The organism is Bradyrhizobium sp. cf659 (genome assembly GCF_900113725.1).
In the GTDB taxonomy this organism is placed as follows: Bacteria; Pseudomonadota; Alphaproteobacteria; order Rhizobiales; family Xanthobacteraceae; genus Bradyrhizobium.
In genome coordinates, this window is record NZ_FOQJ01000017.1 from 1 (window position 1) to 15,367 (window position 15,367).

Genomic DNA, 15,367 nt, shown 5'->3' on the forward strand with positions numbered 1-15,367 from the left:
TTCTGAGTCTCGACAACCAGAAAGTACCTGCTTCACGCCGGTTAAACCGGGCATGCTCCGCGACACAGTGAATCATTCCCCGGACAGCCCTGCGTTCTTACGGGGAGAGGGTTGGGGTGAGGGGCTGCTTCCGCGACCACGGTGAGAGACGGACTCGCGGAGAGTCCCCCTCACCCGGAATCCGCGCTACGCGCGCATTCCGACCTCTCCCCGCAAGCGGGGCGAGGTAAACCTGCGGCTTACGACGCCGCGAGCGATTCCTCGACCAGCTTGACCCAGTAGGACGTGCCGAACACGATCGCCTCGTCGTTGAAATTGTAGGCGGGGTGGTGCAGGCCGGCGCTGTCGCCGTTGCCGCAGAAAATGAAAGCGCCGGGGCGCGCTTCCAGCATGTAGGCGAAATCCTCGCCGCCCATCAGCGGCGGCATCTCGTGCACATTGGCTTCGCCCGCGACTTGCCTCGCGATACGCCGCGCCACCTCGGTCTCCGCGGCGTGGTTGTTCACGACGGGATAGTTGCGCTTGTAGTGCAGGTCGATCTTGGCGCCGGTGATCTGCGCCACGCCCGCCACCACTTCGTGCACGCGCTTCTCGACCAGCTTGCGCACCTCCGGCGACAGCGTGCGGATGGTGCCCTTCAGCGTCGCGGTCTGCGGAATGACGTTGCGGGCGTTGCCGGCGTGGAATTCGCAGATCGAGATCACGGCGGATTCCAGCGGATCGACGCTGCGCGCCACGATCGACTGCAAGGCGGTGATCACCTGCGCGCCGACCAGCACGGAATCGATGCATTTGTGCGGACGCGCGGCATGGCCGCCGAGGCCCTCGATCATGATATCGACCTCGTCGGTCGCTGCCATGATCGGACCCGGCCGGATCGCGAACGAGCCGATCGGGATGCCCGGGCCGTTATGCATGCCGTAGACCTGCTCGATGCCGAAGCGCTCCATCAGGCCGTCCTTGACCATGGCCGCGCCGCCGGCACCGCCCTCCTCGGCCGGCTGGAAGATCACGACGGCATCGCCGGCAAAATTGCGGGTCTCGGCGAGGTAGCGCGCCGCCCCAAGCAGCATCGCGGTATGGCCGTCATGGCCGCAGGCGTGCATCTTGCCCGGATTCTTCGAGGCGTAAGGCAGGTTGGTCTGCTCCTCGACCGGCAGCGCGTCCATGTCGGCGCGCAGGCCAATGGTCTTGAGCCCCTCGCCGGCCGGCTTGCTGCCCTTGATCACGCCGACCACGCCGGTCTGGCCGAGGCCGGTCACGACCTCATCGCAGCCGAATTCACGCAGGCGGTCCGCGACGAATGCTGCGGTGCGGTGAACGTCATACAGCAACTCGGGATGCTGGTGGATGTCCCGGCGCCAGGCCTGAATATCGGGTTGAAGGTCGGCGACGCGGTTCACGATGGGCATGGGGGTCTCAAGCTTTGTTGGGAATACAGGACTGTCTACCATGCAAGCCGCAGTCCACCTAACCGCCGCGGATCGGGGGGAGCCCTGTTCTCTCGTCATGGCCGGGCTTGTCCCGATCCGCTGCGTCTGCCTATTAGGACGGAACGTTAAGTGACCATCCGGGTGGAAGCAGAATGCCAAGGCGGCTCGAAGGTGAGTTTGACTACATTGTCGTCGGGGCGGGCACGGCGGGCTGCATTCTCGCCAATCGCCTGTCGGCCGATCCGAAAAACCGCGTCCTCATTCTCGAAGCCGGCGGCGACGACAACTGGATCTGGTTCCACATTCCGGTCGGCTACCTCTTCGCGATCGGCAATCCGCGCTCGGACTGGATGTTCAAGACCGAGGCCGAGCCGGGCCTGAACGGCCGCGCGCTCGCCTATCCCCGCGGTAAGGTGATCGGCGGCTGCTCGGCGATCAACGCCATGATCTCGATGCGCGGACAGGCCGCCGATTACGACCATTGGCGCCAGCTCGGCATGACCGGCTGGGGCTATGACGACGTGCTGCCGCTATTCAAGCGGCTCGAGGACCACTTCCTGGGCGCAAGCGAGCATCACGGTGCCGGCGGCGGCTGGCGCATCGAGGCGCCGCGGCTGTCGTGGGACGTTCTCGATGCCGTCGGCGATGCCGCAGAAGAAATGGGCATCAAGCGCATCCCGGATTTCAACACCGGCGACAACGAAGGCACGAGCTATTTCCACGTCAACCAGAAGCGCGGCCGGCGCTGGTCGTCGGCGCGCGGCTTTCTCAAGCCGGCACTGAACCGGCCCAATCTGCGGCTCGAGAAGCACGTGCTGGTCGACCGCCTCATCATCGAGCAGGGCCGCGCCGTGGGCGTGCGCTTCATCCAGAACGGCGAGGTCATCGAGGCGCGCGCGAAGCGCGAGGTGGTCCTCTCGGCGGGCTCGATCGGCTCGGTGCAGGTGCTGCATCGCTCCGGTATCGGCCCCGCCGACTGGCTGTCACCGCTCGGCATCGACGTGGTGATGGACAAGCCCGGCGTCGGCCGCAATCTTCAGGACCATCTCCAGCAGCGCGCGATCTACAAGGTCGAGGGCGTGCGCACGCTCAACGAGACCTATTACAACCTGTTCCACCGCGGCCTGATGGGGCTCGACTACGCCTTCCGCCGCCGCGGTCCGCTGACCATGGCGCCGTCGCAGCTCGGCATCTTCACGCGCTCCGATGCAACACGCGCACGCGCCAACATCCAGTTTCACGTGCAGCCGCTGTCGCTCGACAAGTTCGGCGATCCCCTGCACCGCTTCCCCGCCATCACGGTGAGCGCCTGCAATCTCCAGCCGACCTCGCGCGGCACCGTGCGGCTGCGCGCGGCGAGCCCGGACGAGAAGCCGATCATCGCACCGAACTATCTGTCGACCGACGACGACCGCCAGGTCGGCGCCGACGCCATCCGCACCACACGGCGGCTGATGCAGCAGAAGGCACTCGCAAAATACCGCCCCAGCGAATATCTGCCCGGTCCTTCCGTCGGTGACGACGATGCGTCACTCGCCAAAGCCGCGGGCGATATCGGCACCACCATCTTCCATCCCGTCGGCACCGCGAAGATGGGCGCGGCGAGCGATCCGATGGCGGTGGTCGACGAACGGTTGCGCTTCTACGGCCTCAGCGGCCTTCGCGTTGTCGACGCCTCGATCATGCCGACGATCACGTCGGGCAACACCAACACGCCAACCGCGATGATCGCCGAGAAGGGCGCGACGATGATCCTGGAGGATGCGAAGTAGCATCCTGTCCCCATGATCAATCCACATCGCTTCTCCATCGGCCCCACTGATGCGCAGATCGCCATGTTGCAATGGGGCGAGAGCGGGAAGCCGCCCGCCGTGCTCGTGCACGGCACCGGTTTCGTCGCCGACGTCTGGGGCGAGGTCGCTCGCGAGCTTGCGTCGACCTACACCGTCTATGCGCTCGACCGCCGCGGCCATGGCGCGAGCCACAAGCCCGGCACCTATCATTTCCTGGACTATGCCGAGGACGTCTGCCGGGTGTTCGATGCGCTCGATCTGCGCGACGTCTACGGCATCGGCCACAGCGCGGGCGCGACCGATCTTCTGCTTACGGCGAAACTTCGGCCGGGACTTTTCACGCGCTTGTTCGTGATGGAGCCGACCGTGATGGATCCGCGCGCGGCGCGCTCCGGGGGATTGAACGACGAATCCCTCGCCCGCGTCGAGGGCACGCTGCGCCGACGCGCCGAGTTCGACAGTGCCGACGCTGTGTTCGAGCGCTACCGCACCGCGCCGACGTTTGCGGATTGGACCGAGACCTCGCTACGCGCCTATGTCCAACACGGCTTCATGCAACTCGACGATGGCCGGGTCCGACTCTGCTGCACGCCCGAGATCGAGTACGCGATGCTGCGTCCGATCTATGAGGCGATGGAGCAGGTTTACACCGGCGATGCACGTGGCAATCCGTTTATGGGGCTCGCCGAGATCGATTGCCCGGTGCGCATCACGACCGCGGTGAAGTCCGGGCCGATCTACAAGGAGATGGCCTCGCGTGCGGTGTCGCTGATTCCGCGCGTCAGTACGCTGGTCTTTGAGGGCGCCGGGCACTGTGTGGCGCAGGAAGTGCCGGCGGCCGTGGTGGAAGCGATGCGCGAATTCGCGAAGTAAGTCTCGCGCCCCGGACGCGCTGCAGCGTGCAACGCTGCTGCGCAGAGCCGGGGCCCAGACTACCCGAGCCGCGTGGATCCCGGCTCTGCGGCGCACCGCCATAGCTCGTCGAAGACGCGCGTGAACGCGCTTTTGGGCGCTGCACAGCGTCCGGGACACGAGATCTCGCCACCTCACGAAATCGTCATCGCATCCGGGAATAAGTCCCGCCCTCCCCTGATCACCTCCCCGAAGCCCAATTCCGGGTGAAGTGGAGATGTGCGATGAGCGGACACGATCACGGGGAAGACGGCGTCAGCCGCCGCAAGGTGCTGGAATGCATGACCTGGGCCGGCACCGGGGTGCTTTGGACCGTCACGGGCGGCGTGCCGCGCTCGCTCGGCATTATCGATTCCGCGCAAGCTGCGACCGCTGCAGCGCCCGGCATGAGCTTCCTCCAGATCAGCGACAGCCATGTCGGCTTCGACAAGCCGGCCAATCCCAACGCGCTGGGCACGCTGGAGGAAGCCATCAACAAGATCAACGCGATGCCGGCCAAGCCGTCGTTCATGATCCACACCGGCGACATCACCCATCTGTCGAAAGCCGCCGAGTTCGACAATGCCGATCGCATCATCTCGCAGGCCAAGCTGGACGTGCACTACGTCCCCGGCGAACATGATTTCCTCGACGAGGAGGTGAAGTTCTATCGCGAGCGCTATGGCCGCGGCACCAAGGGCCAGGGCTGGTATTCGTTCGATGCCGGCGGCGTGCACTTCGTCGGCCTCGTCAACGTCGTCGACCTCAAGGCCGGCGGGCTCGGCAATCTCGGCGCCGAGCAACTCGCCTGGCTGGAGGACGATCTGCGCGGCAAGTCGAAATCGACGCCGATCGTGCTGTTCGCCCACATCCCGCTCTGGACCGTCTATCCGGAATGGGGCTGGGGCACCGAGGATGGTGGCCGCGCGCTCGAGCACGTCAAGGGTTTCGGCTCGGTCACCGTGCTGAACGGGCACATCCACCAGGTGATGCAGAAGGTCGAGGGCAACGTCACCTTCCACACCGCGCGCTCGACCGCCTTCCCGCAGCCGGCGCCGGGGGCCGCGCCCTCGCCCGGTCCGATGAAGGTCGAGGACGCAAGGCTCCGCTCCATGCTCGGCGTCGCCAGCATCAACTTCAAGCAGAACGAGCAGCGGCTCGCGATCATCGACACGCCGCTCCAGGGCTGAATCCAGGGTTGAACGGAAGCTGACAATGAAGACACTCAATCGCCGCGACTTCGGTATCGACTTCGGTCTCGCTTTGGCCGCGGCCGTCCTGTTGCCCGCCACGACTGCCCGTGCCGACGACATGGACGTGCATATCGACAATTTCGTTTTCCAGCCGGCCGAACTCAAGGTCAAGGCCGGCACCACCGTGACCTGGACCAACCGGGACGACATCCCGCACACGATCGTCTCGGCCGGCAAGTTCAGGTCCAAGACCCTGGACACCGACGACAAGTTCTCGTTCACCTTCACCAATGCGGGCGACTACAAGTATTTTTGTTCGTTGCACCCGCACATGACGGGGATGATCAAGGTTGAGTAACGTCTCGAACCAAGGCATCAACGTCTTGCCCGGCCGGTGGTCCCACGCCGGCCGGGCTCGTGTGCCTCCGGTCACACACAGGGACGAAACGAAGCCGCAAGCGGAACAAGAGGCAAAGCGAGGAGCGATGCCCGCCACCGACGATCTACAGAAGGCGCAGCGCTTCCGCGAAGCGGCGCTGCCCTATCTCGACGACGTCTACACGCTCGCGCGCTATTTGCTGCGCGACGCCTCCGATGCCGAGGACGCCGTGCAGGAGTGCTATCTGCGCGCGCTGAAGCATTTCGACAGCTATCGCGGGCCGACGATGAAGCCCTGGCTGTTCGCGATCCTGCGCAACGTCTGCAACGCCGAATATGCGCGTCGCGCGCACAGGCCCAGCGCGATCGAGGATATGCCCGGCGCCGCCGAACAGACGCCGATCTGGCAAGAGACGGAGGCAAGCCCGGAAACCGAAGTGCTGCGCAGCCGCGATGCCGGCGCCATCCGCAAGCTGATCGACGCGCTCGCCGAACCGTTCAAGGAAACCTTCGTGCTGCGCGAGATCAACAACCTGTCCTATCGTGAAATCGCCGACGCCGTCGGCGTACCCGTCGGCACAGTGATGTCCCGCCTCGCCCGCGCCCGCGCCATGCTGCGCGCGGCCTGGACGGCGGGAGAGGAGCAAGCGAAATGACCTGCGACGAAGCAAGGATCCTGCTTCACGCGCTGCTCGACAACGAGCTCGATGCCGGCCACGCGCGCGAGGTCGAAGCCCATATCGCGAGCTGCCCGGACTGCGCGGCCGAATTCGCAGCACAGCGCGAGATGCAGCGCGTGCTGGCCGACACCAATCTGCGCTACACCGCGCCGGCAAGCCTGCGCATGCGTATCGAAGCCTCTCTGCCTGGGCCGCAGCGCCAGCAACCGACCCGCCGCTCCGTGCTGCGCGGCTTTGCGATGGGCTCGGCGGTCTCCGCGCTCGCCGCCTCCGGCGTCGTCGCCGTGGTGCTGCGCCAGGACGACCAGCAGCGCATCCTGTCGGAGGTCGTCTCCGCCCATCTGCGCTCGCTCCAGGCCGGCCATCTCACCGACGTGGTCTCGACCGACCAGCACACGGTCAAGCCATGGTTCAACGGCAAGCTCGACGTCGCCCCGCCCGTGATCGACCTCACCGCGCAGGGCTTCACGTTGGTCGGCGGCCGGCTCGACTATATCGATGCCCGCGCGATCGGCGCGGTCGTCTACAAGCGCCGGCAGCACGTGGTCAATTTGTTCGTGTCGCAAACCTCGAGCACGGAATATCGCGCGCCCAAGACCGAGACCATGCAGGGCTTCAACTGCCGCCGATGGGGCAATCGCGGCCTGAACTTCTGGGCGGTCAGCGACATCGGCGCCGACGAGCTCGCCGAGTTCGTCGACAAGTTCGAGGCGGCGATGAAGGCGAATGTGGAGGGGTAGATTAAACTCAGTCGAGAAATCCCTGAGGGGCAAATGCTCTCAATGCTACGATTAATAGCCCCATCACGATCCACGTTGTGGCGGCGACCAAAGCTGCAATCTTGAAGTTCTTGAGGTGCGCCAAGCACTCCCGGGATATGTCGGGATCGTCCGGATCGTGCATCGCACGCAGGGAGACACGTATAGCCGTAAGCGGCCCGACCACGCGGGGCTTAGGCATTAGTTCTCTGTAACTGTTGTAGCTGAGCCAAGCGCGAGCGCCGGATACTACAAATGTCAGAAACAGGAAAAGCGAGAGAAGAACAATTGCAAATCGCATGAAGCGATATCTTGAGCCGCGACAGCAAATATGTCGAGCACAACGCGTTCGCCATTGTGCCTCATGCAACCGCGCTGGTCAGGCTGAGCTGCGGAGCGCTCCGCTTACGCCGACCTTCTCACCGCGTTGTCCACCAGCGTCTTGCCGAGCGACCAGATCGCGCCGGGGACCTTGTGGCTGCCGGCGATGACGTCGTCGAACGCCTTCTCGATCCAGCCGCAGTCTTCCTCGGTGATGGTGAGCGGCGGCAGCAGCTTGATGGTGTGGCTGCCGTGACCGGCGACTTGCGTCAGGATCTTGTGATCCTTGAACAGCGGCACGGTGATGAGCTGGCAGAACAGGCCCTTGTTGGCAGCTTCCAGCACGTTCCAGGACGCCCGCAGGCGCAGCGACTTCGGCGGGCCGAACTCGACGCCGATCATCAGGCCCTTGCCGCGCACTTCCTTCATCAGCTCGTAGCCGGGCACCATGCGCGTCAGCGCAAGGCGCAGCTCGGCGCCGCGCTTGGCGGCGGACTCGATCAGCTTCTCGGACTCCATGACATCGAGCGTGGCGATGCCCGCGGCCATCGCCAGGTCGTTCTTGGAGAAGGTGGAGCCGTGCACCACCGCACGGTCCATCTGGTTGAAGATCTTGTCGAAGATGGCCTTGCGCGTCAGCACCGCGCCGACCGGCACGTGGCCGCCCGACAGCGATTTCGACAGCAGCACCATGTCCGGCTCGACGTTCCAGTGCTCGACCGCGAGGAAGCGGCCGGTGCGGCCCATGCCGGTCTGGATCTCGTCGGCGACGAACAGCGTGCCGTATTTCTTGCAGAGTGCGGCCGCGCCGGGCAGGAACTCGTCCGTGGGCATGTTGACGCCCTTGCCCTGGATCGGCTCGACGACGAAGGCCGCAACCTCGCGCGAGGCCAGCGCCTTTTCGAGCGCGGCGAGATCGTTGAAGGGGACCGGGGTGCAGCCGGGCAGCAGCGGCTCGAAACCGGTGCGGAAGTTCGAATCCCCTGTCAGCGACAGCGCGCCATAGGTCAGGCCGTGATAGCCGTGGGCGCAATAGACGATGCCGGGACGCCCCGTGGCCCCTCGCGCGAACTTGATCGCGGCCTCGACGCATTCCGCCCCGGAATTGGCGAAGAACACCTTGTCGAGATAGGGAACGTATTTCAGGAGGCGCTCGGCGAGCACGCCGGCGAGCGTCGAGACGTCGAACTGGACGAGATTGGGCAGGTCGGCATCGAGCACGCTCTTGAGCGCCTCGCGCATGACCGGATGATTGCGCCCGATCGCAAACACGCCAAAGCCGGACAACAGGTCGAGATAGCGCGCCCCGTCGCGGTCGTAGAGGTACTGCCCCTGCCCCTTCTGGAAGCCGACATCGTAGCCGATGGTCTTGAGAACCCGAACGAACTGCTCGTTCAGATACCGATTATGCAGGGCACTGCGCTGGGCCTGACGGTCCGCGAACAGTTGAGACATGTCTGGATTTGGGCTGTGCATCCGCTACATACTTCGGTTGAGGGCCGTCTCGTCAACTGAAAACGGACCGTTACTCAAAACGGTCTGTGCGGCCTTTTGCCCTTTTTCGGACCATCTTCGCAAGCACAGCTTTAAACCATGTTGCACTGCCAAGGAACACTCATGCGTTTGGCCCTTTACACCGGAATTATACTGGCTGGCGGTTACGCCTGCCTGACTCCTGCTCTCGCCGCCGATCCCACCGGCGACTGGCGGGTCGCCGACGGCGTCGCCAACATTCGCGTTGCCCAATGCAATGGCAGCATGTGGGGTGCGGTTTCCTGGGAAAAGCAGCCCGGCGGCCGCGACGAGAACAATCCGGATGTCTCGAAAAAGAACAGGCCGACGCTGGGCATGGCGACCCTGATCGACATGAAGAAGAAGCCCGGCGTCGATCAGTGGGAAGGACAGGTCTACAACGCCAAGGACGGCCAGCTCTACAGCGCCACCATCACGCCGGCCGGTACCGACCAGCTCGAGATCAAGGGCTGCGTGATGGGCTTCCTCTGCGGTGGCGAGACCTGGACCCGGGTTGCCCCGCCGATCCCCTTGAGCCCCGCCAACGCCATGGCCAAGGGCGCCCCGAAGCCCACCGGCGCGGCACCGAAAGCCCAAGGCACGGCACAAGGCACAGCCCAAGCCGCAGCGTCCCAAGGCACGTCCCAAGGCACGACGGGCGCCACGGCGCCTGCGCCCACGCCGGCCCCGAAGACCGCTACCACGGCCAAGCCCGGTCAGAAGGGCGCCGCCGACCCCGTCGGCGACATCTGCCTACTCCCTGAGATTGCGGGGTTTGCCCATTAGGGCCGGCTGGAACAGCAGCACGGCGGCGAGCGTCGTCACCAGCGAGAGCGCCAGCAGCTTGCCCATGCTGGACGTGCCGGGATGGCTCGACAGCCACAGGCTGCCGAACGCGGTCGCCGTCGTCAGCGCGCTGAAAAAGATCGCGCGTGTCAGGCTGGTCTGAAGCAGGTTTGTTCTGCCCGAGCGCCAGGCCACGACATAATAGATCTTGAAGGCGACGCCGACGCCGAGCAGCAGCGGGAAGGCGACGATGTTGGCGAAGTTGAGCGGCAGGCCGATCAGCACGCAGATCTCGAGCGTCACGGCACCGGCAACCAGCAGCGGCACCAGCGTCATCAGCACGTCCACGAACCGGCGGAGCGTGATCCACAGCAGAAGGCCGATCACCAGCAGCGCGTAGATGCCGGCGTGGATGAAAGCCTTCACCACGGTGTCGCCGGATTTCAGGATCGAGACCGGCCCGCCGATCGCGGTCGGCTCGGCAACGAGCACCGCTGCCGCAAATTTGCGCAGCGTGTCGTTGTCGTTGGGATCGCCCTTGGGCAGTGCCTCCACACGGATGATGCCATCCTTGCTCTTCCAGGCACTGACGAGATCGGGCGGCAATGACTTCAGGGTGACCGGCTCGGCCTGCAGCGCGTTCCTGAGCTGGTCGAACACGATCTTCATCGGCGTGACGAACACGTCCTGCGCCTTGTTCCGCATGGCCTCGTCGGCATTGGCGAGCTTCTCGAGCGCGTCCGCAAGGCGGCGCGAGGCGACCGCACCCGCCCCCTTCGCATCACCGGCGGTCCGGCGCAGATTGTCGACCGAGGACTTCAGCGCATCGACGTTCTCCTTGTCCGTCGGCGCGGCATCGATCTGGTCGGGATTGAGCGCGGGGTTCAGCACCTTGGCGCCCTGTGCGATCAGCTTCAGCTTCGGCTGCTGGTCTTGCGGCACGAAGCTGTCGAGCGACATCACTCGCAGCACCTCCGGCACCTTCTCCAGCCTCGCCTCGACCTGCCTTGCCTGCTCCTCGGACGTCGTCATCACGTTGATGGCGTTGGCGCCGGTGTTGGGATCGTTGCGCAGATCGAGGAAGGTCGCGATCGATTCGGCCCTCGGGTTGCGCAGGTTCATCGGGTTGAAGTCGAACTTCATGAAGTAGAGCAGCGGCAGGCCGGCGAGCGCGAGCAGCAGCGTGCCCCCCACCACCAGCACGCGGTGCTTCTCCAGGAAGTGATCGAGCGGCGCCAGGAACGCGTAGCCGACCGGCTCCTTCTCGCCGGGCGGGTTCAGCAGCTTGAGCAACGCCGGCAGGATCGTGATGCTGGAGACAAACGCCACCAGCATGCCGACGCCGGCGATCTGGCCGAGCTCGGAGATGCCCTTGTAGTCGGTCGGCATGAAGCAGAGGAAGCCCGCCGCGGTCGCCATCGCCGCCAGCGACAGCGGCACGGCCGATCGTTTCGCGGCCAGCACCAGCGCACCCGAAAGATCGTTGTGCTTGTAGCGCTCGGAGCGGTAGCGAACGCTGTACTGGATGCCGAAATCGACGCCGAGGCCGACGAACAGCACCGCGAACGCGATCGACAGCAAATTGAGCGAGCCGACCATCATCAGGCCGGCGGCGGTCGTGATCGCGAGCCCGACGAAGAGATTGATGAACACCGCGAAGATGATCTTCGCCGAATGCAGCGCCAGCCACAGGATCAGCAGCACGACGAGGACGGTGCCGATTCCGTTGACGACGGCGCCTTCCTGGACGGTGGCATATTCCTCATTGGCGATCGGCACCGGGCCGGTCAGTCGCACCCGCGCCTGGTATTTGGTCGCGAAATCGAGCTCCGCCGCAGCCTTGCGGATCGCGTCGGTGGCGCCCTTGCCGGGCTCCAGCGCGTTGTAGTCGAGGATCGGCTTGAACTCGATGAAGGCGCGCTTGTCGGAAGCCGACAGCGGCTCGTCGCTGACGAGCTCGCGCCACGAGAAGCTCGCATTGCCCTTGTTGAGCACGGTCTCGACCGTCTGCGCGATCAGGTTGAAAGGCCGCGCGGTATTGTCGAGCTTGACCTGGCCGCGCTTGACGCCGGCAAGTCCCGTCTCCAGCGCGCCGGTCAGGCCGCGGATCGAGGGATCGCCCGCCATGATCTCGATCAGGGGCGCCGCCGCTTCGAACTGGCCGGTGGCCTTGGCGACCTCTTCGGTCGGCAGGAACAGCAGGCCGTTCCTCTCGAAGAACTCGCCGGTGCCGAGCTGCTGCATCGACTGGAAATTGGTCTTGTCGTCCTTCAGCTTGGCAAAGAGCGCGTCCGACGCCGCGGTCGCCATCTCCGGCGTCCTGGCCTCGACCACTGCCGTGATCGTCGCGTCGCGGTCGAAGGCGCGATCGAACTGCTGGTCGCGCTGGCGCCAGTCCAGATTCTGGGCAATCAGCGAATTGATGTCGGTGTTGATGGCGAAGTGCTGGGACGTGTAATAGCCGGCCCCCACCGAAAGCAGGAGCCCGAGAACGACGACGAGGGAGGCAAACCGGGTGCAGGCCCTGACGATGGCAACGACGACGCTTTGCAGCACTTCTTTTCTTTCTGCTGTTAACAGCTTGCCGGAAACGCCCGCTCTTTATCGGAGTTCCCGGGCGAAACCTATTGCTGTTTTGAGTGGTTCTCGCCGCAAGAAGGTTCGAGGCAAACGGCGCAGACCATGGCAAAATCATGCGGGACGGTCGGTATAGCCGGGGACTTGAGGCGGGAAAGTGACGAAGGAGTGAGCACAAATGTCGCCATTTTGCTCACGGCAATTTCTATACTATATTACCGCTTGATTGAGCCGGCAGGGAACCATAGGTCCATCGACCTTTCCTTTCTGCCGATTTTTTGACACAAAGTATTGCGCCTCCATGCGCTGGAGCCCGACGGGGGTGGGTGGCTACCGCGTGCGCGAAACCAATGGTGCGGATATTGCAGTTCATTGGTCAGCATCGGGGTGCCGCCGGGGAACTTTGAAAGCGGATTGGTGCAACTTGCGTGATGGGCGTCCTATGGAAGTTTATCTAGCGCAGCCGCGCGGTTTCTGCGCGGGCGTGGTGCGTGCGATCGAGATCGTGGAACGGGCCCTGGAGAAGTACGGCCCGCCCGTCTACGTGCGCCACGAGATCGTGCACAACAAATACGTGGTCGAGAGCCTGAAGAACAAGGGCGCCATCTTCGTCGAGGAGCTGTCCGAGGTTCCGCCGAAGGCGGTGACCGTTTTCAGCGCCCATGGCGTCGCCCGCAGCGTCGAGGAAGAGGCCGCCGCGCGCGACCTTCCGGTGCTCAATGCCACCTGTCCCCTGGTCACGAAAGTTCACAATCAGGGGAAGCGCTATATCACCAAGGGCCGCACGCTGATCCTGATCGGCCATGCCGGCCACCCCGAGGTCGAGGGCACGATGGGCCAGGTTCCAGGGCCGGTGCTGCTTGTCCAAAGCGTTGAAGAGGTTAAGGCCCTTGTGCTGCCGGCGGATACGCCAGTGGCCTACATCACCCAGACCACCCTGTCGGTGGACGACACCAGGGACATCATTTCGGCCCTCCAGGCCCGCTTTACAGATATTCAAGGCCCGGACATCCGGGATATCTGCTATGCGACACAGAACCGCCAATCTGCGGTAAGGGACTTGAGCAAGCTGGTCGACGTGATCTTGGTGGTGGGCGCTGCCAACAGCTCGAACTCGAACCGGCTCCGCGAAATCGGCACTGAAGCCGGCGTCGCGAGTTATTTGATTGCCGACGGCAGCGCGCTCAATCCGGAGTGGTTGAAAGATGCCAGGACCGTTGGTGTCACGGCCGGCGCTTCGGCGCCCGAGGTACTCGTGGATGACGTGATCGAAGCGATGCGGCGGATCGGACCAGTCAAGGTCTCGGTGCTGCCGGGCCGCGAGGAAAACATCGAATTCCGGCTTCCGGCCGAACTGGCTGCGAGCTGACCCACCCGAATTTCAAGCCCAGAAAGAAACGTGTAATGGCAATCCCCTTCTTCAAGGAAATGCGTATCGGCGGTTATTTGCTCAAGCAGAAACTGCTTGGCCGCAAGCGCTATCCGCTCGTGCTGATGCTGGAGCCGCTGTTTCGCTGCAACCTCGCCTGCGTCGGCTGCGGCAAGATCGATTATCCCGATGCGATCCTCAACCGCCGCATGACGGCGCAGGAGTGCTGGGACGCAGCCGACGAGTGCGGCGCGCCGATGGTCGCCATTCCCGGCGGCGAGCCGCTGATCCACAAGGAGATCGGCGAGATCGTGCGCGGCCTCGTCGCGCGCAAGAAGTTCGTCTCGCTCTGCACCAACGCGCTGCTGCTCGAGAAGAAGCTCGATCTGTTCGAGCCCTCGCCGTACCTGTTCTTCTCCGTGCATCTCGACGGCCTGAAGGACCATCACGACAAGGCCGTGTCGCAGAAAGGCGTGTTCGACCGCGCCGTCTCCGCGATCAAGGCGGCCAAGGCGCGCGGCTTCACCGTCAACGTCAACGCCACCATCTTCGACGGCCATCCGGCCGAGGAGATCGCAAAATTCCTCGACCTCACCGTCGAGCTCGGTGTCGGCGTCTCGATGTCGCCGGGCTACGCCTATGAGCGCGCGCCGGACCAGGAGCACTTCCTCAACCGCACCAAGACCAAGAAGCTGTTCCGCGACGTCTTCGCGATGGGCAAGGGCAAAAAGTGGAACTTCATGCATTCCGGCCTGTTCCTCGACTTCCTCGCCGGCAACCAGGAATACGAGTGCACGCCGTGGGGCATGCCCGCGCGCAACATCTTCGGCTGGCAGAAGCCCTGCTATCTGCTCGGTGAAGGCTATGCCAAGACCTTCAAGGAGCTGATGGACACCACCGACTGGGAGACCTACGGCACCGGCAAGTACGAGAAGTGCGCCGACTGTATGGCCCATTGCGGCTACGAGCCGACCGCGGCGACCGCAGCGCTCAACAACCCGCTGAAGGCGATGTGGGTGTCGCTGCGCGGCGTCAAGACCTCTGGCCCCATGGCGCCCGAGATCGACATGAGCAAGCAGCGCCCGGCGCAGTACATCTTCTCGGAGCAGGTCCAGAAGAAGCTCTCCGAGATCCGCAAGGACGAGGCCGCCGCCGCCGAGCAGAAGGCCGCACGGAAGGCTTCGACGGCCGCGTAAGCGCGGGCTACGAACACCGAAACACGAAAGGCCCGGTCGCCAACGCGACCGGGCCTTTTGCCTGTTCAGCGCGAACGCCCCCGAGGAGGCCGGAAGCGGTCCGCGGGCTGGGCTCCCTACCCTCCTCGCCTCGCCCGCTCGGGAGCCCTCCTACAAAAAATGAAAAACAACCCCATGCACAGTAGAACCGCGGCTGCTGGCCCGCACAGAGCCTCCTCCGTCAAGCCATTGCCGCGTCGAACAAATCGGATGCAAACCGGCAAGGACTGCAGCATCCGCGGCGCGGTTCGTTTTCGCAGCCCGACCCGCAATCAGCCGGACGTAATTCAAGGCCCGCAAGAATTTCGTATTTTACGAACACCATTTGACGCGTCGGGCAAAACAGTGGCACTATGCCATCCTGGCCATCCGGAAGCGGCAACGGCCAATCGCCGTAGGCGACTCGCGGAATCCCTGCTGATACCCAACTTCCGGGCAAAC

Annotated in this window: 12 protein-coding genes; 9 read left to right on the forward strand and 3 right to left on the reverse strand. The window is 64.4% G+C overall.

Annotated elements, in window-relative coordinates; all coding sequences use genetic code 11:
* Positions 1 to 239: 239 nt before the first annotated feature.
* Positions 240 to 1,412 (reverse strand): M20 aminoacylase family protein, encoded by a 1,173-nt coding sequence (locus BM118_RS37730; RefSeq protein WP_092192769.1) that lies wholly within the window; start codon positions 1,410 to 1,412, stop codon positions 240 to 242.
* 173 nt (positions 1,413 to 1,585) lie between these two features.
* Here BM118_RS37730 and BM118_RS37735 point away from each other — a divergent pair, with 173 nt between their 5' ends.
* The 6 genes from BM118_RS37735 (at position 1,586) to BM118_RS37760 (ending at position 7,108) form a co-directional block, all read left to right on the forward strand.
* On the forward strand, positions 1,586 to 3,205 hold the full coding sequence (locus tag BM118_RS37735; protein WP_092192771.1) for a GMC family oxidoreductase: 1,620 nt from the start codon (positions 1,586 to 1,588) through the stop codon (positions 3,203 to 3,205).
* Positions 3,206 to 3,217: 12 nt separating this feature from the next.
* Positions 3,218 to 4,099: an alpha/beta fold hydrolase gene (locus tag BM118_RS37740; protein WP_092192773.1), complete on the forward strand. Its 882-nt coding sequence runs from the start codon at positions 3,218 to 3,220 to the stop codon at positions 4,097 to 4,099.
* A 263-nt stretch (positions 4,100 to 4,362) separates the two neighbouring features.
* Positions 4,363 to 5,307, forward strand: a complete 945-nt coding sequence (locus tag BM118_RS37745; RefSeq protein WP_092192775.1) for a metallophosphoesterase family protein — start codon at positions 4,363 to 4,365, stop codon at positions 5,305 to 5,307.
* 25 nt (positions 5,308 to 5,332) lie between these two features.
* On the forward strand, positions 5,333 to 5,668 hold the full coding sequence (locus tag BM118_RS37750) for a cupredoxin domain-containing protein (protein ID WP_092192777.1): 336 nt from the start codon (positions 5,333 to 5,335) through the stop codon (positions 5,666 to 5,668).
* A 127-nt stretch (positions 5,669 to 5,795) separates the two neighbouring features.
* Positions 5,796 to 6,344 carry a sigma-70 family RNA polymerase sigma factor gene (locus tag BM118_RS37755; protein WP_177235044.1) on the forward strand — a complete coding sequence of 183 codons (549 nt, stop codon included), beginning with the start codon at positions 5,796 to 5,798 and terminating at the stop codon, positions 6,342 to 6,344.
* On the forward strand, positions 6,341 to 7,108 hold the full coding sequence (locus tag BM118_RS37760; protein WP_092192779.1) for an anti-sigma factor family protein: 768 nt from the start codon (positions 6,341 to 6,343) through the stop codon (positions 7,106 to 7,108). The genes BM118_RS37755 and BM118_RS37760 overlap by 4 nt, the downstream gene beginning before the upstream one ends.
* 423 nt (positions 7,109 to 7,531) lie before the next feature.
* Here BM118_RS37760 and hpnO read toward each other — a convergent pair whose 3' ends face one another.
* Entirely contained in the window at positions 7,532 to 8,923 is a 1,392-nt protein-coding gene (gene hpnO, locus BM118_RS37770; protein WP_092192783.1) for an aminobacteriohopanetriol synthase HpnO, read from the reverse strand.
* Between the two features lie 141 nt (positions 8,924 to 9,064).
* Between hpnO and BM118_RS37775 the strand changes: the two genes are divergently transcribed.
* Positions 9,065 to 9,745, forward strand: a complete 681-nt coding sequence (locus tag BM118_RS37775; RefSeq protein ID WP_177235045.1) for a DUF2147 domain-containing protein — start codon at positions 9,065 to 9,067, stop codon at positions 9,743 to 9,745.
* Here the strand turns inward: BM118_RS37775 and BM118_RS37780 are convergent.
* Complete coding sequence (locus BM118_RS37780; RefSeq protein WP_092192787.1) at positions 9,713 to 12,301, reverse strand: hopanoid transporter HpnN; 2,589 nt, start codon at positions 12,299 to 12,301, stop codon at positions 9,713 to 9,715. The genes BM118_RS37775 and BM118_RS37780 overlap by 33 nt on opposite strands.
* 463 nt (positions 12,302 to 12,764) lie before the next feature.
* Between BM118_RS37780 and ispH the strand changes: the two genes are divergently transcribed.
* Positions 12,765 to 13,691: a 4-hydroxy-3-methylbut-2-enyl diphosphate reductase gene (gene ispH / locus BM118_RS37785; protein ID WP_092192789.1), complete on the forward strand. Its 927-nt coding sequence runs from the start codon at positions 12,765 to 12,767 to the stop codon at positions 13,689 to 13,691.
* A gap of 35 nt (positions 13,692 to 13,726) precedes the next feature.
* A complete protein-coding gene (gene hpnH / locus BM118_RS37790) occupies positions 13,727 to 14,887 on the forward strand; it encodes an adenosyl-hopene transferase HpnH (RefSeq protein WP_028172325.1) in 1,161 nt (386 codons plus the stop codon).
* Positions 14,888 to 15,367: the final 480 nt, after the last annotated feature.